The 21,947-nt window shown below is 76.0% G+C and carries 22 protein-coding genes; 5 read left to right on the top strand and 17 right to left on the bottom strand.

What is annotated here, in order from left to right:
* Position 1: 1 nt before the first annotated feature.
* Genes ykgO through rpmB form a run of 5 tightly spaced genes read right to left on the bottom strand, consistent with a single transcriptional unit; the run spans position 2 to position 1,176 of the window.
* Entirely contained in the window at positions 2–124 is a 123-nt protein-coding gene (gene ykgO, locus ACI769_RS04005; protein WP_021483271.1) for a type B 50S ribosomal protein L36, read from the bottom strand.
* Positions 121–420, bottom strand: coding sequence for a type B 50S ribosomal protein L31 (locus tag ACI769_RS04000; RefSeq protein ID WP_021483270.1), 300 nt, complete (start codon positions 418–420; stop codon positions 121–123). Before ACI769_RS04000 ends, ykgO begins: the two co-directional genes overlap by 4 nt.
* 47 nt (positions 421–467) lie before the next feature.
* The gene (gene rpsN / locus ACI769_RS03995) at positions 468–773 is read right to left on the bottom strand and encodes a 30S ribosomal protein S14 (RefSeq protein WP_085386803.1); all 306 of its coding nucleotides are present in this window, start codon (positions 771–773) and stop codon (positions 468–470) included.
* Entirely contained in the window at positions 773–940 is a 168-nt protein-coding gene (gene rpmG / locus ACI769_RS03990) for a 50S ribosomal protein L33 (RefSeq protein ID WP_021483268.1), read from the bottom strand. The genes rpsN and rpmG overlap by 1 nt, the downstream gene beginning before the upstream one ends.
* A complete protein-coding gene (rpmB, locus tag ACI769_RS03985; RefSeq protein WP_085386804.1) occupies positions 940–1,176 on the bottom strand; it encodes a 50S ribosomal protein L28 in 237 nt (78 codons plus the stop codon). The genes rpmG and rpmB overlap by 1 nt, the downstream gene beginning before the upstream one ends.
* 173 nt (positions 1,177–1,349) lie before the next feature.
* On the opposite strand from rpmB, the gene ACI769_RS03980 reads away from it, so the two are divergent.
* A complete protein-coding gene (locus ACI769_RS03980; RefSeq protein WP_085386805.1) occupies positions 1,350–2,546 on the top strand; it encodes a GTP-binding protein in 1,197 nt (398 codons plus the stop codon).
* 355 nt (positions 2,547–2,901) lie between these two features.
* Positions 2,902–4,833, top strand: a complete 1,932-nt coding sequence (locus ACI769_RS03975) for a sigma-70 family RNA polymerase sigma factor (protein WP_409141208.1) — start codon at positions 2,902–2,904, stop codon at positions 4,831–4,833.
* Positions 4,834–4,860: 27 nt separating this feature from the next.
* On the opposite strand, the gene ACI769_RS03970 is transcribed toward ACI769_RS03975, so the two are convergent.
* The 9 genes from ACI769_RS03970 to ACI769_RS03930 form a co-directional block, all read right to left on the bottom strand.
* Positions 4,861–5,478, bottom strand: coding sequence for a DUF1775 domain-containing protein (locus ACI769_RS03970; RefSeq protein ID WP_085386807.1), 618 nt, complete (start codon positions 5,476–5,478; stop codon positions 4,861–4,863).
* Positions 5,475–7,187: a copper resistance protein CopC gene (locus tag ACI769_RS03965; protein ID WP_085386808.1), complete on the bottom strand. Its 1,713-nt coding sequence runs from the start codon at positions 7,185–7,187 to the stop codon at positions 5,475–5,477. The genes ACI769_RS03970 and ACI769_RS03965 overlap by 4 nt, the downstream gene beginning before the upstream one ends.
* A gap of 3 nt (positions 7,188–7,190) precedes the next feature.
* The gene (locus tag ACI769_RS03960; protein ID WP_085386809.1) at positions 7,191–7,925 is read right to left on the bottom strand and encodes a YcnI family protein; all 735 of its coding nucleotides are present in this window, start codon (positions 7,923–7,925) and stop codon (positions 7,191–7,193) included.
* Between the two features lie 181 nt (positions 7,926–8,106).
* The gene (locus ACI769_RS03955; protein WP_137279932.1) at positions 8,107–8,643 is read right to left on the bottom strand and encodes a hypothetical protein; all 537 of its coding nucleotides are present in this window, start codon (positions 8,641–8,643) and stop codon (positions 8,107–8,109) included.
* Between the two features lie 88 nt (positions 8,644–8,731).
* On the bottom strand, positions 8,732–9,430 hold the full coding sequence (locus ACI769_RS03950) for a copper resistance CopC family protein (protein WP_085386810.1): 699 nt from the start codon (positions 9,428–9,430) through the stop codon (positions 8,732–8,734).
* 89 nt (positions 9,431–9,519) lie between these two features.
* The gene (locus ACI769_RS03945; RefSeq protein WP_085386811.1) at positions 9,520–10,191 is read right to left on the bottom strand and encodes a hypothetical protein; all 672 of its coding nucleotides are present in this window, start codon (positions 10,189–10,191) and stop codon (positions 9,520–9,522) included.
* A 9-nt stretch (positions 10,192–10,200) separates the two neighbouring features.
* Positions 10,201–10,698 (bottom strand): hypothetical protein, encoded by a 498-nt coding sequence (locus ACI769_RS03940; protein WP_085386812.1) that lies wholly within the window; start codon positions 10,696–10,698, stop codon positions 10,201–10,203.
* Between the two features lie 115 nt (positions 10,699–10,813).
* On the bottom strand, positions 10,814–11,482 hold the full coding sequence (locus ACI769_RS03935; RefSeq protein ID WP_085386813.1) for a Pr6Pr family membrane protein: 669 nt from the start codon (positions 11,480–11,482) through the stop codon (positions 10,814–10,816).
* A 184-nt stretch (positions 11,483–11,666) separates the two neighbouring features.
* Positions 11,667–11,870, bottom strand: a complete 204-nt coding sequence (locus ACI769_RS03930; protein WP_076404113.1) for a cold-shock protein — start codon at positions 11,868–11,870, stop codon at positions 11,667–11,669.
* A gap of 545 nt (positions 11,871–12,415) precedes the next feature.
* Between ACI769_RS03930 and ACI769_RS03925 the strand changes: the two genes are divergently transcribed.
* From ACI769_RS03925 to ACI769_RS03915, 3 genes are all read left to right on the top strand, one after another.
* Positions 12,416–13,690: an amidohydrolase gene (locus tag ACI769_RS03925; RefSeq protein ID WP_085386814.1), complete on the top strand. Its 1,275-nt coding sequence runs from the start codon at positions 12,416–12,418 to the stop codon at positions 13,688–13,690.
* A gap of 78 nt (positions 13,691–13,768) precedes the next feature.
* A complete protein-coding gene (gene gadC / locus ACI769_RS03920; RefSeq protein ID WP_409141207.1) occupies positions 13,769–15,283 on the top strand; it encodes a putative glutamine/gamma-aminobutyrate antiporter GadC in 1,515 nt (504 codons plus the stop codon).
* Between the two features lie 50 nt (positions 15,284–15,333).
* Positions 15,334–15,756, top strand: coding sequence for a hypothetical protein (locus ACI769_RS03915; protein ID WP_409141206.1), 423 nt, complete (start codon positions 15,334–15,336; stop codon positions 15,754–15,756).
* Between the two features lie 7 nt (positions 15,757–15,763).
* Here the strand turns inward: ACI769_RS03915 and ACI769_RS03910 are convergent, their stop codons facing one another.
* Genes ACI769_RS03910 through ACI769_RS03900 form a run of 3 tightly spaced genes read right to left on the bottom strand, consistent with a single transcriptional unit; the run spans position 15,764 to position 21,938 of the window.
* Positions 15,764–16,954 carry an alpha/beta hydrolase gene (locus tag ACI769_RS03910; protein WP_409141205.1) on the bottom strand — a complete coding sequence of 397 codons (1,191 nt, stop codon included), beginning with the start codon at positions 16,952–16,954 and terminating at the stop codon, positions 15,764–15,766.
* A 2-nt stretch (positions 16,955–16,956) separates the two neighbouring features.
* Entirely contained in the window at positions 16,957–20,298 is a 3,342-nt protein-coding gene (lysX, locus tag ACI769_RS03905) for a bifunctional lysylphosphatidylglycerol synthetase/lysine--tRNA ligase LysX (protein WP_085386816.1), read from the bottom strand.
* Entirely contained in the window at positions 20,295–21,938 is a 1,644-nt protein-coding gene (locus ACI769_RS03900) for an APC family permease (RefSeq protein WP_085386817.1), read from the bottom strand. Before ACI769_RS03900 ends, lysX begins: the two co-directional genes overlap by 4 nt.
* Positions 21,939–21,947 lie beyond the last annotated feature (9 nt).

Here is a 21,947-nt window from a genome sequence, read left to right as displayed (position 1 = left end):
GTCAGCCCTGACGGGCCTTCCAGCGCGGGTTGGCCTTGTTGAGGACGAAGGTCTTGCCGTGCCGGCGCACGACCTTCGCCCCGGGCTTGTCCTTGAGCGAGCGGAGCGAGGCGCGGACCTTCATCGCGCGCCCCCGCCCTGCGCGCCGCCGCGGGCGCCGTAGCGCTGGCGGAACTTCTCGACGCGCCCGGCGGTGTCCACGACGCGCTGCGTGCCCGTGTAGAACGGGTGGCTCGCGCTCGAGATCTCGACGTCGACGACCGGGTAGGTGTTCCCGTCCGTCCACGTCACGGTCTCGCGCGGGACGCCCGGGCCCTGCGGGTGGTCGCCCGCGAGGGTCGAGCGGGTCAGGAACGAGAAGTCGGCGGACTTGTCGCGGTAGACGACGGGCCCGTAGACGGGGTGGATGTCCTTCTTCATGATGGTCTCCTTGCTGAGCCAGGGCCGGCCGCCGCTCGGGGCGGCGGTCACCAGCTCGACTTCGTGACTCCGGGCAGCTCGCCGCGGTGCGCCTGCTCGCGCAGGCGGACGCGGGAGAGACCGAACTTCCTCAGGTAGCCGCGCGGGCGGCCGTCGACGACGTCGCGGTTCCGCGTGCGCGTGGCGCTCGCGTCGCGGGGCTGGCGCTGGAGCTCGCGCACCGCGTCCTCCTTCTCCTCGGGCGAGGACGACGGCGACGCGACGACGCGCTTCAGCTCGGCGCGACGCTCGGCGTAGCGGGCGACGACGGCCGCCCGCTGCTCGTTGCGCGCGATCTTCGACCGCTTCGCCATCAGCGCTCCTCGCGGAAGTCGACGTGGCGGCGGACGACGGGGTCGAACTTGCGCAGGACCATGCGGTCCGGGTCGTTGCGGCGGTTCTTGCGGGTCACGTAGGTGAACCCGGTGCCCGCGGTGGACCGGAGCTTGATCACGGGACGGAGGTCGGTGCGGGTAGCCATCAGAGCTTCTCCCCTCGGGCGAGGATCCGCGCCACGACGGCGTCGATCCCCTGGCGGTCGATGGTCTTGATGCCCTGGGCGCTGACGCGCAGGGTCACGTGGCGACCCAGCGACGGCACCCAGTAGCGCTTCTTCTGGATGTTCGGGTCGAAGCGACGCTTGGTCCGCACGTGGGAGTGCGAGATCGCGTGGCCGAACCCGGGAGCGGTGCCGAGCACCTGGCAGACGGCGGACATGGCGGTTCCTCTCGGGGTCGGTCGGGGCGACGGGGACGACACTAGATAGTGAGAATCATTCCCGTCAAGACGCTATGCTGACCCGCTGTCGAGAACAGTTCTCAGGAGCAGGTTGTTCCCGAGCCGGCCGCCGCGCCTCCCGGGACGCCCCAGACCACGGATCGGAGCGCTTCATGCCCTTCTCGTCACACCCCTCGCCAGACCCGGCGCCCGACGACACCCGCGTCGCCCTCAGCGTCCTCGCGACCATCGACCCCGTGCTGCGCGACAGCGCGGTGTTCGGGCTCGTCGTCGGGGCTCCGCGGGTCGTCGCGCTCCGCCACGACATCCGGGCCGCCGAGGGAGCGCTGCGCCGGGTCGTCGTCGACGCGAGCGGCGTCGTCGAGGACGAGGTCGTGCCGCTCGAGCACGCGTGCCTGTCGTGCGCGGTCCGGGAGGACGCCGTCCCGACGCTGCGGCGGCTCGCGGAGGACGGGCGCTGGGAGCACGTCGTGCTCGCGCTCCCCGTGGCGGCCGAGTCGCTGCCCGTCGTCCGCGCGCTCGCCGCGCAGACCGCCCCCGGCGGCGAGCTCGAGCGGCTGCGCCTCGCGACCGTGCTCGCCGTCGCCGACGTGGACACGCTCGAGCACGACCTGCTCGACGACGAGCTCGTCACCGAGCGCGGCGTCGGGCTCACGGAGGACGACCAGCGGGCCGTCGGGGAGGTGCTCGCCGCGCAGCTCGAGCACGCCGACCTCGTCGTGACGACCGGGGACCCCGTCGCCGCCGCGACCGGGGCGGGGCTCGTCGACCGGCTGCGCGGCGTCGGGACGCGCCGGGTCGACGGGCTCCACGCGCTCGCCGCCGCCGACCTCGCAGGACGCACGCACGACCCGGTGGCCGGCGAGCGCCGGGCGCACCCGCTCGGCGTGCGGGGCCCGCTCCCCCGGCACGCGCGCCGCGCGGGCGACCGGAGCTGGACGGTCGAGCTGCGCTCGGCCCGCCCCTTCGACTCCGAGCGGCTGCTGCGTCGCATCGAGGACCTGGGCACCGGGCGGGTCCGGTCGCGCGGGGTGTTCCACGTCGCGAACCGCCCGGACTCGCTGTGCGCGTGGGACGGCGCGGGCGGCCAGCTGTGCATCGGCACGCTCGGCACGTGGGACGACGCGACCACCGCCGAGGGGCGGCCCGTCGAGCCGCACACGCGCGTGGTGGTCGTCGGCGCGACGCCGCCGGACGGCGAGCCGGGCGACGACGTGCGCGAGCGGGTCCTCGACGCGTTCCGCGACGTGCTCGCGACGCCGGACGAGCTGGCCGACGGCGGGCTGCGCTGGCTGGGGCGCACCGACGTCCTCGCGCCCTGGCTCGGCGCGCGCACGGACGCCGTCTGAGATCGGGGGCGCTGCCACCGGGACGCGAGGGCACGTGCCGGCAGGACGGAACCTCCCGGAGACGGAAGAACCGGTGGCGATCCGCCGCGAGAGCTCCCCCCAGCGAAGCTCTCGTCGCGGACCGCCACCGGTCCAGGTGTGTCGCCACGTGACCCGTCGTGGCGACGTCCCCCACCAGTGCAAGAGCACCGGGGCGCCCGTTCGTGACGCGCGTTGCCAGTGATGTGGATCACAGTACGACGCGGGCTGCTCGACCGCGCGCGCACGTCACACCCCGACCCGCGTCATGATCGCGGCCCGAGAGCGTCTTCCTCCCTGAGGGCCGCCGGACGGAGGCGGCCGGGACGGGAGCGGCGTGCACACGCAGGACCTGACGGAGCTCGGCGACGAGCAGCTCGCCGACGCGGTGCGCGCGGGCCGCGCGGAGGCGTTCGCCGTGCTCTGGGAGCGGCACGCGGACGCCGGACGCGCGGCGGCCCGCCGCCTCACGGCGACGTACGACCCGGACGACCTCGTCCAGGAGGCGTACCTGCGCGTGCTCGGCGCGCTGCAGTCCGGCCACGGGCCGACCGGCCCGTTCCGGCCCTACCTCTACACGACGCTGCGCAGCGTCGCGGCGAGCTGGGCCCGCACGCCGGACCCGACGCCTGTCGAGGACGTGCCCGAGGTCGTCGACCCGCACGACCTGTCGACCGAGGTCCTCGAGCGCTCGGTGACGGTCCGCGCGTTCCGCCGCCTGCCGGAGCGGTGGCAGGCCGTGCTCTGGTACACCGAGGTCGAGGGGATGGAGCCGCGCGAGGCGGCACCGCTGCTCGGGCTCTCGGCGGGCGCGACCGCCGCGCTCTCCTACCGCGCCCGCGAGGGCCTGCGCCGCGAGTGGCTCCAGGCCCACGTGAGCAGCGACGCGGTGGCCCCCGAGTGCCGTTGGACGGTCGAGCGCCTGGGCGACCACGCGCGCGGGACGCTGTCGCGCGCGGCGCAGGACCGCGTCGAGGAGCACCTCACCGGGTGCCTGTCGTGCTCGATCCTCGCGGAGGAGGTCGACGACGTCGCCTCGCGCCTGCGCATCGTCCTCCTCCCGCTCGTCCTCGGCGTCCCGGCCGCCGTCGACGCCGCGACGGGCGGGCTCGCGGCGACGACCGCCGCACCCGGCACGCCGACGGGCCCGGCTCCCGGCACGACGACGGGCCTGACGACCGGCACCACCGGGGGCGGGGTCGGCGGAGCGGCGTCCGGCGCCGGGGCCGGAGCCGCCGCGGCGGGAGCCGCGGTCCCCGGTGTCCTGGTCGGCGCGCTCGCCGCGGTGGTCGTGGCGGCCGTCGTCGGCGTGCTGGCCGTGGCGCGGCCGTGGTCCGCTGCCGACCCGCCCGCCGCCGCGGCCGGGCAGCAGTCGTCCGCTCCCGGTCTCGCCGCGCCGCTCCCCGTCCTTCCGGACGGCGACCCCGCGGAGAACGGCGCGGACGACGTGCCGGTCGCGACCGAGCCGGACGCCCCCGCCGGGGCGGGCGACCGCCCCGAGCCGCCCGCCGCGGGCCTCGACGCCCCACCCGCCTCCCGTCCGGACGGGCAGGACGCGCCCGGAGCCGGCGAGACCGCGCCCGAGCCGGCCCCGCCGTCGGTCGAGCCGGCCGCGCCGGCCCCGCCGGAGCCCGAGCAGCCCGGTCCGGAGCAACCCGCGCCCGAAGAGCCCGGGCCCGAGGAACCGGCGCCTCCGGCACCCGTCGTCGACGAGGCGCCCCCGGCCGGGACGCTCACCGTCTACCCCGCCCTGCGCGGCACCGGGGAGCCCGGGGCGCGCGTGCGGGCGCTCGACGCGACGGGAACGGTCGTCGGCACGACGACCGCCGCCGACGACGGCCGCTGGGCGCTCGTCCCGACCGGGCTCGGTGCCACCGGGGAGCACGTGCTCGACGTCGTCCAGGAGGTCGACGGCGTCGTCTCCGCGGCCGCCGCGCCGCTCGGCCCCTACGTGTTCGACCTCCCGCGCGTGCTGTCGCCGGGCCCCGGCGAGACGGTCCTCGGCGCGCGCGAGACCGCGCCGTGGGAGGACCCGCGCTTCTCCGTCCTCGTGACCTTCGCGGGTACCGCGGGCCTGGTCGTCGAGGCGTTCGTCGACGGGCGCTCGACCGGCAACCTCCACGAGCTCGGCGACGAGCCCGCGGTGCGCCAGGTGCGCGGCCTCGCCCCCGGGCCGCACACGTTCGGGATCCGGTTCGTCGAGCCGTGGTCGGACACCGCCGGGTTCGGGCCGACCGTGAGCGTCGGCTTCACCGTCGCGGGCCCCTGAGCGCGGGACACGCGACGGCTGCGGGCGTCACCCCCGCGCGCGCCGGCGGGACCACGCCCCTCCCGCGACGCCGACGACGCCCGCCCCGAGCACGACCGCCCCGACGAGCGGGCCGGTCGGCGTCGGGGAAGCGCCCGCCGCGACGGGCGCGGGGGCGAGGGAGGCCGCCGTCGCGACGAACGTGGGTGCCGGACGGGCGCCCGCCGGGTCGGTGTCCGTCCACGCGTACGAGGCCCCGGACGGGCACTCCTGCACCGCCGGGAAGACGAACGCCTGCCCGGGTTCGCCCGTCACGCGGACGTCGAGCGTGAAGGCCGCACGCTCGCCGTCGGGCACGGGCTCCCCGGCCCATGCGACGGCGTCGTCCGTCACCTCGGCGGTCCAGCCGGCCGGCTGGCCCGCGTCCAGCGCCTCGACGCCCGCGGGCAAGGTGACGCGCAGGGCGTCGGTGGGCTCGCCGTCGCACCCGTGGTCGAACGTGAACGTGAGCCGCGACGTGCCGTCGCCGCGCGGCTCGACCGTCTCGATGAGCACGTGCGCCGCCGCGGGCGCGGTCGTGAGCAGGGCGAGCGCCCCGGCGGCGGCCAGGGCGAGGAGGGCGCGCGCGCCGCGGTGCGGCCCGGGCGGCCGTCGGTCGGGGGTCATGAGGTCACCTCCACGGGGATGCGGACGATCGGGTTCTCGTACTTGGACGTCCGCACGCTCACCTCGAGCGTCCAGGAGCCGGGCATCGGCAGATCGAGCGTCGCCTCGTACGCGCCCGGCCCCGTGCGCGTGAGCGGCCGCGAGAACGGGCCGAGCGCCGGGTCGGCGAGCGTCGTCGCCAGCTCCGGCACCGCGACCGGCTCGAACGGCGCACCGTCGGCGTCGAGCAGCTCGATCTCGAGCGCGTTGACGCCCACGCGCCCCGGCGTGACGCGCGCGCGGAGCGTCCCGTCCCCGAGCTCCTCGACCACCTCGACGGCGGAGGCCGCGCCGTCCTGCGCGGACGCCACCGCCGGGACGACCGGGCTGCGCGAGACGAGCACGCCCGTCGCGGCGAGCACGAGCACGAGCAGCGCGGCCTCGACCGCGACGGTCCGGCCGAGCCGACGGCGCGCCGTCGTCGCGGTCGTGCCGCCCGCCGCGCCGGCTCCTCCGGGCCCGGCGACCTCGGGGACGAGCCGGTACCGGTTCCACGCCGCGATGCCGACGAGCACGAGCGCGACGCCGACCTTGACGAGCAGCGTCCGGCCGTACGTCGTCGAGACGAGCGCGTCGAGGGTCCCGAGGATGCGCCACCCGAGGACGGTCCCGGTGACCGCGAGCGCGAGGACGACCCACGCGCCGAGCGCGGAGAACCGCGCCACGGTCACGCCCGCGCGGCGGGCGTCCACGTGGGCGGACGGCGCGAGCACGAGCGCGAGCCCGACGACGCCGCCGAGCCACACCGCCCCGGCCGCGACGTGCAGCGCGTCCGCCGTGACGACGAGCCACGGCGGCCCGAAGGTCCGCGTGTGGCCCACGAGCACGAGCGACCCCAGCGCGAGCGCGGCGGCGCCGAGCACCGTGCCCGCGGGCCAGGCGGCCCGGGTCTCGCGCGCGGCCCGGGGCGCGAGCAGCGTCGCGACGACGAGCCCCGCGAGCCCGAGCGCGCCCGCCACGGTGGTGTCGGAGGCGAGGCCCGCGGCCCACGTCGCCGGGTCCGCGAGCGCGCCCAGCCCGCCGCCCGCCTGCCAGGCGGGCGTGAGCGGGACCGCGAGCACGGTCCCGACGGCCGCGACGCCGAGCGCCCCGCGCCGGACGCGGTGGAGCCGCCGCCGCAGCACGGGGGCCGCGCCGGGCGAGACGTGCAGCACGAGGAGCTCGAACACGACGAGCCCCGCGACGAGGAACGTCCCGGCGTAGACGGCGGCCTGGTCGAGCGCCCGGACGGCGACGAGCGCCGCCGTCGGCTCGGCCACACGCGCCTCGACCGCGGTCGTGCTCGGCGCGCCGACGGAGAACGTGAACGCCCCCGCCACGGGGTGCGTGTCGAGCGACACGACGCGCCAGCTGACGACGTAGGTGCCGTCGCCGAGGACCGTGCCGGGCGTGACGACGAGCGCGTCGTCGACCGCGGCGACGTCCACGTCGACGGGGGTGCCGTCGGCCGCGAGGACGGTCGTGCCGCCGGGGACGACCTGGACGGGCTCGTTGAAGGTGAGGGTCAGCGCGTCGGGCGGCGCGTCGAGGACGGTGCCGTCCTGCGGGTCGGTGCCCACGAGGACGGCGTGGGCCGCGGCCGGGCCGCTCGCGAGGATCGCGAGCAGGACCGCGGCCGCGGCACCGACGACGACGGCCACCGCCCGGCGCAGCGCCAGGGGGCGGCCCACGGGTCAGGCCCGCGGGCGCGAGCGCACGAACCCGAGCAGCCCGAGCACGAGGCCGGCCGCCGCGAGGACGAGCGCCGTCCACGTGACCGCGGGGGCCGGGCCGCTCGACGTGCTCGCGGCGGCCTCCGCCGCCTCGCCGTCCGCGGCGGCCGGCTCGGCGGTCGCGTCGGCCGCGCCGTCCTGCGTGCCGTGCGCGCCGCCGCCGGACGCGGCCGTCAGCTCGAACAGCGGGGCGGGCAGGTCGAGCTCCTCGCCGTCCTCGCCGTCGGCCGGGACCTGCACCCAGGCGCTCTCGCCCTCGGCGCACTCCTGGACGGTCGGGAAGACGAGCGTCTCGCCCGCCGCGTCGGGGAGCTTGAGCGACAGCACGAACGCGTCGCGGTAGCCGTCGGGCAGCGGCGCCTTCGCGGTGTACACGACCTCCGCGACGCGCTCGGTGTACTGGCCGCCGTGCCCGTCGTCCACGGGCTCGGCGAGGTCCTCCATGACCTTCTCGACGTCCCAGCCGGGGTTGACCGTGGGGGTCACGGTGACGACCTGCTCGGGGACCTGGACGGAGACCTTCGTCGTCGGGGAGTCGCCGCAGCCGTGCGGGACGCCGAACGTCAGGAGGGCGTAGGAGCCCGCCTCGGTCGTGTCGGGGGTGACGGTGACGTGGGCGGACGCGGCGGCCGCGCCGGTCACGGCGAGCCCGGTGGTCAGTGCGGCGGCGCCGACGGCGCGCAGGGTCTTTCGCATGGTGGTGCCTTTCGGGGAGAGGTGCGGGGAGAGGGGACGCTGCTCCGGCGGGCACGACGGCGCGCCGCGCCACGGGTCGGCGGAGCCGGCCGGCGGCGGGTGAGCGGTCGCGCGGGCGCGCGGGAGCGGGACGCCGCGGACTCCGTCGGGCGACGGCGTCCGCGGGGGCGTCCGGGAGAGGTCAGGCGGGAAGGGGCGGCCCGCGCCCGGGCGCGGCGCCGCGCACGAGCAGGTCGCGCACCGTCGGCAGCGCGCCGACGGCGGGAGGGGCCGCGAGGACGACGACGGGCCGCGGGCGGCCGGGCACCCGGCGTCCTGCGAGCCACGTCCACAGGCGCCACAGCACGGCGTCGCCGTACCGCAGCACGAGCGCGACGGCGAGCGTCGCGACGGCGTGCGCGCCGAGCATCGCGAGCGGCGAGGAGGAGTGCGCGTGCGCGGCGGCGTCGGCCGGGGACAGCGCGGCGCAGCGGTCGAAGACGACGTGGAGCACGAGCTGGCCCGCGCCGAGCAGGCCGAGCAGCCGCGGCAGCCCGACCTCGCGCCGGGTGAGGGGTCGCACGGCGACGGCGGTGAGGACCGCGAGGACCCCGAGTGGGACCGCCCCGGGGTCGGTACCTCCGGCGAGGCCGTGCGCGACGACGGACAGCCCGACGACCGCGGCGGCGAGCAGCAGCACCCGCACGCCGCGGAGCACCCCTGCTCCGGGCGACGTCACGGACGCACCCTAGCGGGAGAAGGGGCTCCTGCGGCAGGGGCCGGCGCCGCCCTCTCCGCGCGGGAGAGGGCGGTGTGCGCCGGCACGGTCAGCCCTGCGGGTCGTGCGGGGCGCCGTCGTCGGTGCCGGCGTCCGGGCCGGGGCCCCGACGGCGCAGCACGACCACGACGACGACCGCCGCGGCGACGACGAGCGCGCCGAGCCCCACGAGCACCGGCAGCAGCGACGAGGTGCCGTCGTCCGCGGTCTCGGCGGCGTCGGTGGTCGTGGTCGCGGAGGGCTCGGACGTGGTGCCGGTCGTCGGATCCTCGGTCGCGGTCTCCTCCGGCGTCGCCGTGTCCGTCGCGGGGTCGTCCGTCGCGGGCGCCTCCGGCTGGGCCGCGACGGCGAACGCGAACGTGCCCTCGATCGGGTGCCCGTCGGACGAGACGACGCGCCACGCGACGGTGTACGTGTCGCCGCCGAGCGCGACGGCCGGGTCGAGCGCGAAGGTCGCGGTGCTGCCGTCGATCGTCGGCGCACCCTGCGTGACGACCGTGCCGGCCGAGTCGGAGACGACGACCTGCGGCTCGACGGGGAGCGGCTCGGTGTTGAACGTCAGCGTGATCGCCGCGGGCGGGGCCGCGAGCTGTGCGCCGTCGGCCGGGTCGGAGGTGAGGAGCCGGTCGTGCGCGGACGCCGGGCCGGCCGTGAGCGTCGTGACGGTCGCGGTGAGGCCGAGCGTCAGGGCCGCGGCGGCGAGGAGGGCGAGCAGGGCCGACAGCGGTCGGCGCAGGGAGAGGGTCATGAGGTTCTTCCGTCCGAGGCGCGGCCGGTGGCCGCACGGTGGTGCCCGGGGGCCCGGCCGTCGCCGGGTCGGCCTCGTCGGGTGCCGCGTCAGGACGCGGCGAGGGGGCGCAGCAGTGCTCCCGACGGACCGTGCGCCCGCGGCGGTCCGCGCGTCGGCGCCCGGAGCGACCGCCACACGTCGACGACGCGCACCGGGCGCGCGGGGACGACGCCGCGGCGGCCGAGGACCGCCGCACGGGCCGGGAGCGGGAGCGCGGCGCGCGGGGTCACCCAGGTGAGGAACCGCTCGAGCGCGCGCTCGCCGTGCGCCAGCACGAGGGCGAGCACGACCGTCGCGGCGGCGTGGGCGGCGACCATCCACGCGCCCGACGCCGCGAGGTGCTCCGGGTGCAGCGGGGACGCCGCGCCGTCGGCCGACGGCACCGCGCACACGACCGCGCCCGACGACGCCGCGAGGTGCGCAGCGTGCCCGGCTCCCCCGCCGACGGCGTGGCACGCCCCGGGGGTCAGGACGGTGAGCGCCTGGTGGAGCGCGAGCTGCGCGCCCCCGAGGAGCACGACGAGCCGGGCGGGCGTGAAGCGCAGGCGGGCGGCCGCCGTCGTGCCGGCGAGCGTGAACGCGGCGAGCGCCGCGAGGACCAGCGGGTCCGGGAGCGCACCTCCGGCGACGCGGTGCGCGAGCGCCGTCAGCGCGAGTACGAGGGTCGCCACGAGCGCGGCGCGGGCGACGCGCAGCGGACCGACGACCGGGGAGGGCACGAGGACACCCTAGCGGGGCCGTCGCCACAGGCGCCCGAGCCGACGGCGGACCGCCGCGCGGGTGGACTCCGGGAACGACCGCCACGCGGGCCACGCGAACGCCACGGTCCACGCACCCGCGCCGCCGAGGAGGACCGCGCCGGTCTCGACGTCGTCACCGGTCGCGGCGTGCTCGACGTCCGGGACCGCCATGACCGTGCCCGCGTCCTGCGGGTCCCGCAGGACGTCGAACGTCCCCGCGTACGGAGCCGGTGCCGGGTGCCACCCCGTCTCGCCGATCTCCTCGCCGTCGGCCCACGCCCCGACGAGGTACACCTCGGCGGGCCCGTGCGGCAGCTCGACGAGGGCGCGCACCGCGTCCACGTCCAGCGTGCTGCCGCGACCGACGGCGATCACGTGCACCTCCGCCCCGCTCGCCGTCGTGAGGACTCCGGTCTCGGCGAGCCTCTCGGCGACCCGCTGGTCGCCGCGGTCCGCGATGACGATCCCGGTGAGCACACCCGTCATGATCAGCCCGACGGTGAACGCACCACGGCTCCACCCCCACCGTGCACGGCGCCGACCACCCCACCGGTCTGACGGACGACGCCTCACCCGTCGGCCCGTGCGGCGCGCGGCACGGTCACGGGCGCTCGCCCGACGCGACGACGTGCATGCTGCGCCCCGCGCGCTCGGGGTACCGGCCGATCGCGGGGCCGGTGGGCAGGAGCCGGTCGAGCCCGACGATCACGAGCCCGAGCACGAGGAAGCCCGCCCCGTAGAGCACGACGTTGACGAGCAGCCCGGTCCAGCCGAGCGCGTCGAGGTCGACGAACCCGTACGGGTACTCGCTGCCGGGGCTGACGAACCCGCGGATCGTCGTGAACGCGAAGTACGCGAGCGGGTACAGGAGCCAGCGCGCGGCGTCGAGGCCGCGCAGGCGCCGGTGCGCGTCGAGCAGGAGGAAGTCTGCGACCACGGCGAGCGGGAGCACCTCGTGCTCGATCTGGCCGTCGGTGAGCCCGAGGAAGACGGCGGGCGCGCCCGGGTCCTCGGGCGCGAGCACGAGCCACGACACGAGGCCGGTGATCGCCGCGAACAGCGTCACGCCCCCCTTCAGCCATCCCGGCGGCTGTCGGCGGCGCAGGAGGGACGCGGCCCCCGCCCAGGCGAAGACGACCGCGATGAGGAAGCCCGTCTGGTTCGTGAAGTAGACGAGGCCCTCGATGTCCCCGTCGCGCCAGATCGCGCGCGTCCCGACGAGGGCGAGGACGACGAGGAACAGCCGGAACAGTCCGACGACGACGTGCATGCGGGCTCCTTCGCGCGCGGTGTGGCTCCGGTCGAGAGCCTAGTCCCCGCGGCCGGGGCACGACCGCCGTCGGGCACCGCCGCGCGCGTCGAGGTCCGGGCACGCCGAAGGGCCGCGCACGAGGCGCGGCCCTCCGGTGGAGATCGTCACCCCCGCCGGCGCGAGGCGCCGGGCGGGAGCGGGATCAGAGTGCCTGGATGTTCGTCGCCTGCGGGCCCTTGGGGCCCTGCGTGACGTCGAAGGAGACGCTCTGGTTCTCCTCGAGCGAGCGGTAGCCGCTCGACTGGATCTCGCTGTAGTGGGCGAACACGTCCGCGGTGCCGTCGGAGGGGGCGATGAAGCCGAAGCCCTTCTCCGAGTTGAACCACTTCACGGTGCCTGTAGCCATGGTGTTTTCCTTCGTCGAGACGACCGGCCCACGTGCGCGGGTCCGGGTACCGCGCCCTGCAGGGCGCCGGCAGTTCGGGGTGTGGTCGCGGCGGGAGCCCGCCGGGCGACCGGGCGGGGCGCTCAGATGGCGCCGCGCGTGCTCCAGGGCGGCGACGACGGTCACGGGCCGCGTGAAGCGGTCGTGGACGTGGAAGCCGTCCGGGCGTCGGGTGACCATCCCGGCGTACTCGCCGTCGGCCGTCGCGACCCACAGGTCGTCGTCGGCGCGGCGCAGCACGAGGTCTGGTCCGGGCGTGCCCGCGGCCGCAGGAGCGGTCGCCGGGCGGTCAAGGATGGTGGAAGAAGTGATGTGTTTCTCTGCTCTCGCTCCGCGCGCTTCTGGGGCGGAGATCGTCGTCGGCAGCGTCTGCTGCCCGGCGCCCGCGGTCGTGCTTCGATGCCGAGGACCGAAGATCGTCGCGAGACCCTGCTCGCGACCTAGGCGCAGCCCTCACGCTACACCATGGCGTGTGGCGGACGGTCGCCCCGGGCGATGATGGGGGCATGACGACCTCCTCCACCCCCGCCCGCACCGCCCCTCGCACCGCGCGCCGCAGCGTCGCCGTCGTGAACGGCTACGTCGTGCCCGTCGCGTCCGACCCGATCGAGAACGGGACCGTCCTCGTCGAGGACGGGGTCATCACCGCGGTCGGCGCGGACGTCGTCGTGCCCGACGGCGTCCCGACCCTCGACGCGCGCGGCCGCTGGGTGCTGCCCGGCTTCGTCGAGGCGCACGCCCACATGGGCGTCATGGAGGAGGCCGAGGGCTGGGCCGGCAACGACACGAACGAGATGACCGACCCGAACGGCGCGGCGCTGCGTGCGATCGACGCGATCAACGTCGAGGACGAGGGCTTCCGCGACGCGCTGGTCGGCGGCGTGACGAGCGCCGTCGTGAAGCCGGGCTCGGGCAACCCCATCGGCGGGCAGACCGTCGCGATCAAGACGTGGGGCGGCCGCACCGTCGACGAGCAGGTGATCCGCGAGGCGGTCTCCGTGAAGTCGGCGCTCGGCGAGAACCCCAAGCGCGTGTACGGGGACCAGAAGAAGACGCCCTCGACGCGCCTCGGCGTCGCGAAGGTCATCCGTGCCGCGTTCGTCGACGCGCAGAACTACGCCGCGCGGCGTGACGCGGCCGAGGCGAAGGGCGAGCCGTTCGACCGCGACCTCGCGAAGGAGACCCTCGCGCGCGTCCTCGCGGGCGAGCTGTACTGGGACCAGCACACGCACCGCGCCGACGACATCGCGACCGCGCTGCGCCTCGCCGACGAGTTCGGCTACCGGCTCGTCGTCAACCACGGCACCGACGGCGCGGCCGTCGCGGACGTCCTCGCCGAGCGCGACGTGCCGGTGATCTTCGGCCCGCTGTTCACGTCGCGCTCGAAGATCGAGCTGCGCAACCGCGACATCGCGAACCTCGGGGCGCTCGCCCGCGCGGGCGTCCGCGTCGCCATCACGACCGACCACCCCGTCGTACCGATCAACTTCCTCGTGCACCAGGCGTCGCTCGCCGTCAAGGAGGGCCTCGACCGCGACACCGCGCTGCGCGCCCTCACCGTGAACCCCGCGGCCTTCCTCGGTCTCGACGACCGCGTCGGCGCGCTCGCGCCCGGCCTCGACGGGGACGTCGTCGTGTGGTCGGGCGACCCGCTCGACGTGACGTCGCGCGCGGAGCACGTGCTCATCACCGGCACCGAGGTCTACACGTGGGACGCGGCGGCAGCCGACGGGCGCGGCGCGGGCCGCGTCGTCGAGCGCGGCGAGCGCTTCCGGGCCTGACGCCGGCCCCGCTCGCCGGTCGCGCGCGGCGTCGCTAGCGTTCCCCCGAGGGCCGTCGCGCCCGCCGAGGGGGACGCCATGGCCCGGACCGCCACCTCGCAGCACCCCGCCCGGCCCGCCGCGGCGACCATCACGGCCACGTCGCTGGTCATGCTCAACGTCGCCGCGGTGGTCAGCCTGCGCGGCCTGCCCGCCGAGGCGGAGTACGGGCTCTCCTCCGCGTTCTACTACCTGCTCGCCGCCGTCTGCTTCCTCGCACCCGTCGCCGTCGTCGCGGCCGAGCTCGCGTCCACGTGGCCCGAGGAGGGCGGCATGTTCCGCTGGGTCGGCGAGGCGTTCGGGAGCAGGTGGGGCTTCCTCGCGATCGCGATGGTGTTCGTCGAGGGCTGCATCTGGTTCCCGACCGTCCTCACGTTCGCCGCCGTCACGCTCGCCTACACCGGGCCCGACGCGCGGTTCGACGAACGGGTCGCCGACGACCGGCTCTTCGTCCTCGCGATCGTGCTCGTCGTGTTCTGGGCCGCGACGCTCATCGCCCTGCGCGGCGCGTCCGCGTTCGCCCGCACCGCGCGCTGGGGCGGGATCGTCGGGACGCTCGTCCCCGCCGCGCTGCTCGTCGGGCTCGGCGCCGCCTACCTCCTTAGCGGCGAGCCGTCCCGGACCACGCTCTCCTGGGGCGCGTTCGTCCCGGACCTCACGCGTCTCGACAACATCGTGCTCGCCGCCGGGATCTTCCTCTTCTACGCGGGCATCGAGGTCAACGCGGTCCACGTGCGCTCGATCCGGCAGCCGGAGCGCACCTACCCGCTCGCGATCCTCGTCGCCGCGCTCGTGGCCGTCGTCGTGCTGACCCTCGGCACGCTGACGATCGCGGTCGTCGTGCCGCAGCAGGACATCAGCCTCACGACGAGCCTGCTCCAGGCGTTCGACCACCTGCTCGCCTGGGCGGGGATCGGCTGGGCCGGGCCGGTCGTCGCGGCGATGCTCGCCGTCGGCGTCCTCGCCGGCGTCACGACGTGGGTCGCCGGTCCCGCCACGGGCCTGCACGCCGTCGCGCGGGCGGGGTTCCTCCCGCGGTGGTTCCACCGGACGAACGACCGCGGCATGGCGACGAACATCCTCCTCGTCCAGGCGCTGGTCGTGACCGTGCTGTCGGTGCTGTTCGTCGTCATGCCCTCCGTGCAGTCCGCGTACCAGCTCCTCAGCCAGCTCACGGTGATCCTCTACCTCGTCGCCTACCTCCTGATGTTCGCCGCGGTCGTCGTGCTGCGCCGCACGCAGCCCGACCGGCCGCGCCCCTACCGGGTGCCGGGGGGCCGCGTCGGGGTCTGGGCGGTCGGCGGGCTCGGGTTCGTCGCGTCGCTGCTCGCGCTCGTCACGAGCTTCGCCCCGCCCGGCCAGGTCGCGGTCGGCAGCCCGACGACGTACGTCGTGCTGCTCGTCGCGCTCGCCCTCGTCTTCGTGGCCCTCCCGCTGCTCCTGTACCGCGCCCGCACACCGGCCTGGCGGGACGACTCGTCGACGTTCGCGCCCTTCACCTGGCAGTCCGCGGACGCCGAACCTGACCGGGGCGGTCCCGGCCCGCCGGGATGACGGGCGAGGTTCCCGTGGCGCGAACCCGCGCGGCGGCGGACCATCGGAACATGCCTACCCGACCCGCTCCCCGCCCTCGCAGCGCCGCGACCGGCCCGGTCGTCGGTCTCGTCGTCCTCGTCGGGGCGGTCGCCGCCTGCTCCGGCCCCGGCCCGGGCGACAAGGACGTCGAGTACGACTCGCTCGACGCGCTCCACCACGCCGCCACGTCCGCCGGCCTCACGTGCCTGTCGTTCACGACCGAGAGCACGGACAGCGAGGACGTCGAGCTGGGCGCGTGCGACGACACGACGCTCCTCGCCGTGTTCGCCGATGGGATCGCCGAGGACGAGTTCCTCGCGCTCCTGCCGCGTCAGCCCACCGAGGAGGGCGAGGCCGCGCTCGCCGGGCCGAACTGGGTCGTGCTCGGCGACACCGGCGACCTGCTCGAGACCCAGGCGGGCATCGGCGGGCAGTTCCTCACCGACGAGTGACGCGGCGTCAGCCGCCCGCCATCTGCCGCTGCGCGAACACGAGCCCGTACGGGAGCGCGGTCGCGGCCATGGCCCACGTGTGCGCCTGACCGGGCTCCTCGCGGAGCTCGACGGTCTGCCCCTGGTCCTCGAGGTCCTGCGCCATCCGCCGCACCGTCGTGAGCGCCTCCCGCGGCGCGTCCTGCCCGGAGTCGAGGAAGACGGGCATCGGGTGCGTGAACGTCATCGTGGGCAGGTACGTCGTCGGGGTGTTCGCGTCGATCTCCGCCTGCGTCGAGAGCATCGTCCGTTCCGGCCCGGGGCCGGGGTTCCCGTAGGGCTCGATCGCGAGGATCGCCCCGTACAGGTCGAGGTTCCGCAGACCCACGTTGAGCGCGCAGAACCCGCCGGACGACATGCCGCCGAGGACGCGGTGCTCGCGGTCCGCGAGCGTCGGGTACGTCGCGTCGACGGTGTCGACGACGGTCGTCGTCAGGTACGTCTCGACCTGCTCGCCGCCCGTCGTCGAGTCGAGGCACTCGGTGTCGAGCCCGCCCGGCCCCGTGCCGTTCACCGTGGGCGCCACGACGATCATCGGGTCGACGAGCCCGCGCCGGATGAGCACGTCCATCGTGCGCGGCACCCGCCCGGCGGCGAACCAGCTGCTCGGGTCGTCGGGCGACCCGTGGATCAGGTACACGACCGGGTAGCGGGTCGAGCCCTCGGGGTCGAACCCCGGCGGGAGGTACACCCAGGCGTCCTCGTCCGCGATCTGCTCGACGGCCGTCCCCGGGATCGCGAGCGTCCGCACCTGGCCCCGGTGCGCGCCGCCCGGCGCGTCGGCCGACAGGTCCGTCAGACCCAGCGCGACGAGCTGCACCCGGGCGGCCCCCCACGTCGGGACGTAGCCGGAGTAGGCGTTGGCGCCGACCGCCAGGCCCAGCACGAGGGACAGCGCACCGAGCGTCGCGAGGGACGCCGTCGCGACGCGTGTGCGCCACGGCCGGCGCGCGTCCTCGCCCCGGGGCCGCCCCGCGCGCCGCGCCCGGGCGCCGCGCCGCGCGCGGACCACGGCCCACACCACCGCTCCCGCCCCAAGCACTGCCAGCACGACGGCGACCGGGTAGCTCGTCAGGTACGTCTCGGCAGGCTGCAGCTCGCGCAGCACGGCCGCGGGCAGGGCCGGGTCGGTGTCGGGGACGGGGAGGCCGGTCGCCACGGTCAGGACCGGCGCTGCGGCTTCACGAACGGGAAGGCGAGCGTCTCGCGGATCGACGCGCCGATGATCGTCATGTAGATGCGGTCGACGCCGAGGCCGAGCCCGCCGGTGGGCGGCATCGCGAACTCGAGCGCCGAGAGGAAGTCCTCGTCGATCTCCATGGCCTCCGGGTCGCCCGCCGCGGCGAGGAGCGACTGCTGCGTGAACCGCTCCCGCTGGTCGATCGGGTCGATGAGCTCCGAGTACGCGGTGCCGAGCTCGGCGCCGAACGCGACGAGGTCCCAGCGTTCCGCGAGGCGCGGGTCGCGGCGGTGCACGCGGGTGAGCGGCGACGTCTCGACCGGGAAGTCGGTGTAGAACGTCGGCTCGACCGTCTGGCCCTCGACGAGGCGGTCGTACATCTCGTTGACCACCGCACCGTGCGTCTCGTCCTCGCCGACCTCGATGCCGAGCCGGGCGCACAGGGCGTGCAGCTCCGCGTCGGGGGTGTCCGGGGTGACCTCGGCGCCGACGGCGCGCGAGACGGCGTCGTGCACGGTGACGACGGGCCACTCGCCGTCGAGCCGGACCTCGCTGCCGTCGGGCCGGCGCGACACGGCGTCGCCGTGCACCGCGACCGCGGCCGCGACGACGAGCTCGCGCGTGAGGTGCCGCATCGTCGTGTAGTCGCCGAACGCCTGGTACGCCTCGAGCGACGTGAACTCGGGGTTGTGCGTCGCGTCGGCGCCCTCGTTGCGGAAGTTGCGGCCCAGCTCGAAGACGCGCTCGATGCCGCCGATCGCGAGCTGCTTGAGGAACAGCTCCGGGGCGATGCGCAGGTACAGGTCCATGTCGTACGCGTTGATGTGCGTGCGGAATGGGCGCGCGTTCGCGCCCCCGTGCACGCGCTGCAGGATCGGCGTCTCGACCTCGATGAAGCCGCGCTCGACGAGCGACGAGCGCAGCGAGTGCACGGCGGCGGAGCGACCGCGGAGCGTCACGGACGACCGCGTGTCGAGCGCGAGGTCGACGTGGCGCAGGCGCATGCGCGTCTCCGGGTCGGCGAGCCCGCGGAACTTGTCCGGCGGCGCCTTGAGCGACTTCGACGCCATGACCCACGACCCCGCGTGCACGGACAGCTCCCCCGTCCGGCTGCGCGCGACGGTCCCCGTGACGCTCACCTGGTCCGCGAGGTCGACGACGCGGCGCCAGAGCGCGAGGTCGGCGGCGCCGTCGGCGGTGAGCATCACCTGGCGCTCGTGGTTCTCCTCGCGCAGGACGGCGAAGACGACGCCCCCGAGGTCGCGGAGCCGCACGACGCGCCCCGAGACGGACACCTCGTGCCCGAGCAGCAGGTCGTCGACGTCGGCGAGCCGGTGCGTGCGCGGCACGGCCACGGGGTACGCGGGCATGCCGGCCGCCGCGAGCACGTCGAGCTTGGCGCGGCGGGCGCGCTCCTGGTCGGTGAGCCGCCGGGTCGGGACGTCGAGCGCGAGCAGCGCGTCCTCCTGCTCGCGCACGGCCGCGCCGAGGGCGGCGTCGGCCGTCGCGACCTGCTGGGTCCCGGTGCCGCCGCGCGCGCCGGGCCACTGCGGCACGAAGCCCTCGGCCTGCCCCGCCGCGAGCGACACGGACGTGAGCTGGGCGGGCGCGGCGTAGCAGAGGTAGCGCGTGCGCCAGCGCGGCTCGTACTTCTGGTTCGAGCGGTAGAGCTGGTCGAGCTGCCACCAGCGCGACGCCGTGAGGACGAGGCGGCGCAGGAAGCGCTGGAAGGGGCTCGCCGCGACCGACTCGCCCTGCTCGATCAGGCCGCGGAACATCGCGAAGTTGAGCGAGACCCGGTCGATCGCCATGCCCGCGCCCTCGCTCGCGAGCGTCGAGATCATGAGCTCCGTGACGCCCGGCACCGCGTCGGGAGACCGGCGCATGTAGTCGAGCGAGACCCCCTTGCGGCCCCACGGGACGAACGTGAGCAGGCCGCGCGGCGCGCCGTCGCGGTCGTGCGCGGTGACGACGAGCACGCGCGGGTCGCGCGGGCTGCCGAGGCGTTCCAGGGCCATCGAGAAGCCGCGCTCGTCCTCGCCGTGCCGCCACGCGTCGGCGGCCTGGGCGAGCGCCGCGAGCTCGTCCGCCGGGATCTCGCGCTGGCGCCGCAGGCGCACGGTGTACCCCTCGCGCTGGGGCCGCGCGACGGCGTGGCGCACGGGCCGCATCGACGGCGACGCGAGGTCGAAGGACCGCGTCTCGACGATCGCCTCGTCACCCATCGTGAGGACCGCGAGCCCGGCGTCGCGGTAGGCGCGCGCACCCTTCTCGCTCGCGGAGAGCACGCCCGGCGCCCACCCGTGGCGCCGTGCGTACGCGAGCGTGCGCTCGATCGCGTCGGGCCACGACGCCGGGTCCCCGAGCGGGTCGCCCGCGGCGAGCAGCACGCCGCTCACCACGCGGTACGACACGGCGGCGCGGCCGTCGCCGGAGAAGATCGCGTCGCGGTCGTCGCGCGTCGCGAAGTACTCCAGCGAGTCGTCGCTGGGGTGCTCCAGCAGCAGGCGGCGCACCGCGAGCTCCTCGTCCGGGGAGCGTGCGGCGTCGCGCGGGCCGGTCCGCAGGAACACGAGCACGGCGAGCAGGAGCGCCGCTCCCGCGAGCAGGCCGCCGACGAGCGCGAGCCAGCCCGGCGCGACGCCGTCGATGGCGAAGGGCTCCTCGTGCGGGGACAGCCCGACCGAGACGCTCAAGGCCCAGCCGAGCCGCGCCGACTGGTCGTCGAGGCTCGACGGCACGACCTGGAGCAGCGCCCACACGACGCCGGTCGCGACGGCGAGACCGAGCACGAGGACGAGCGCCGCCGTCCACCACGCACCCCGGGCGATGCGGGCGGGGAACGCGTGGCGCGCGGCGACGAGCACCACGACGAGCACGAGCCCGACGAGCCCGCCCGCGTACGCCGTCCAGTGCACGTCGTCGAGCACGCCGGCCGCCGGGTCGATCCGGTCGAGCACGATCGCGAGCAGCATGACGAGCGCGGACGGGAGCTGCCAGACGAGGACCACGAACCACAGCGCGGCGCGGCGCCGGCGCAGGAAGCCGCTCGCGACGAGCCCGACCACGACCGCGGAGAAGAGCGACGGGTACGACGGCACGTTCGTGACCGACAGGACCTCGGCAACCGGGCGCTCGGCGTGGTGCGCGACGGGACGGAGGATCAGCGCGACGAGGAGCCACACCGCGTAGACCTCGAGGATCCGGCCGCCCCAGCGCGCGACCGTCTCCGCCCAGGGCGACGCGACGGCGGGCGGCGCTGGAGCGCGCCGTCCGCCGTCCGGGGTGGGCGTCTCGCGCCCGACGGTGCTGGTACCCGTCACGTGGTCTCCTCCGGGTCGCGCGGTGTGCGGGCGGGCGCCGGCGCGGGCTGCGTCGGCGGGTTGACGAGGACGTCGTCGGCGGTCTGCCGCTCCGCCGCGGTACGACGGTCCCACGTGGGGCGCCGCAGCGCGTAGAAGAGGAGCGGCGGGCCGCCGAGCACGACCACGACCCCGGCGACCACGATCGGGTAGGCGGTCTCGGAGAGGCCGCTGAAGCCGGACGGCCGGACGAACGCGAGCACGAACGCGGCCGCGCACGCGACGAACCCGAGCCCCGCGACGAACCGCATCGCGGGCGTGCGGTAGGTCCGCACCACGTCGGGCTTGGTGCGCCGCAGCCGGATCGCCGCGGCGAACATGAGCATGTACATGACGAGGTACAGCGCCGCCGCCATGTCCACGAGCGCGATGAACGCGGTGTTGCCGTTCGGCACCAGCACGAACAGCAGCGCGAGCAGCGTGACGATCCCGCCCTGCACCGCGAGGATGCCGACCTGGACCCCGGCCTTGTTGCGACGCTGGAGCGCGGGCGGGAGCAGGCCGGTCCGGGCCGCGGCGAGCAGGCCGCGCGACGGCCCGGCGATCCACGTGACGACCGACGCGAACGCCCCGAGGGCGATGAGGAGCGAGATGACCGGGGTGCCCCAGCTCATGCCCCAGTGGTCGAAGAACGCCTTGAACGCGAGGTTGATGCCGTCGGTCACGCCGAGCGTCGACTTCGGGACGGCCACGGAGATCGCGAGCGTCGGGAGGATGAAGACCACGAGGATGAGCACGGTCGCGATGGCGATCGAGCGCGGGAAGCCCCGACCGGGGTTGCGCAGGTCGTTCGCGTGCACCGCGTTGACCTCCATGCCCGCGTACGCGAGCACGTTCGAGACGATGAGCACGATCGACGCGATCCCGGTCCACGGCGGGATGACGGCGGACGCCTCGAGCGTCGTCTCCGAGCGCTCGCCGGTGCCGAGCCAGACCGCGCCGAGCACGATGAGCAGGACGGCGGGCAGGATCGTGCCGAAGACGCCGCTCCACGAGCCGACCTTGGCGAACAGGTTGCCGCCGGCGAGCGTGATGAGCGTCGACCCCCAGTACAGGACGAGGATCACGACGGCCGTGTAGAGGCCGTTCTGCGTGAGGCCCGGGTCGCCCACGACGAACGACAGGCTCGCCGCGATGAACGCGATCTGCGTGGGGTACCAGACGACGTTCTGGATCCACTGGAGCCAGATCGCGACGAACCCGGCCCGCTCGCCGAACGCCTCGCGCACCCACGTGAAGACGCCGCCCTTCCAGCCAGTCGCGAGCTCGGCCGCGACGAGCGCCGTCGGGACGAGGAAGAGGATCGCCGGGACGATGAAGAGCGTCACCGAGCCGAGCCCGTACGACGCCATCGCCGGCAGCGAGCGCAGCGACGCGACCACCACCACGGTGAGCATCGCGAGCTGCACGACCGACATGAACGTCGTCGCGCCCGCGGCGGGCGCCCCGATGGCGGGCCCCGCGTGGCCCGGCGGCTGCCGGGAGCCGGGCGACCCGTACGGGTGCGCCTTGACGTGCGCTGCCGTCGGCGCGTGCGTGCCGTCGGCCCGGACGTGCGGTCCCGAGCCTCCGGGCGGATCCTGTGCTGCCCCCTGTGCCATGGTCCGTCC

Origin of the sequence: Cellulosimicrobium sp. RS, from assembly GCF_046159675.1 — a bacterium.
GTDB lineage: Bacteria > Actinomycetota > Actinomycetes > Actinomycetales > Cellulomonadaceae > Cellulosimicrobium > Cellulosimicrobium funkei.
Note: the sequence above shows the minus strand (reverse complement) of the source record. Positions and strands in the feature narration are given on the sequence as shown.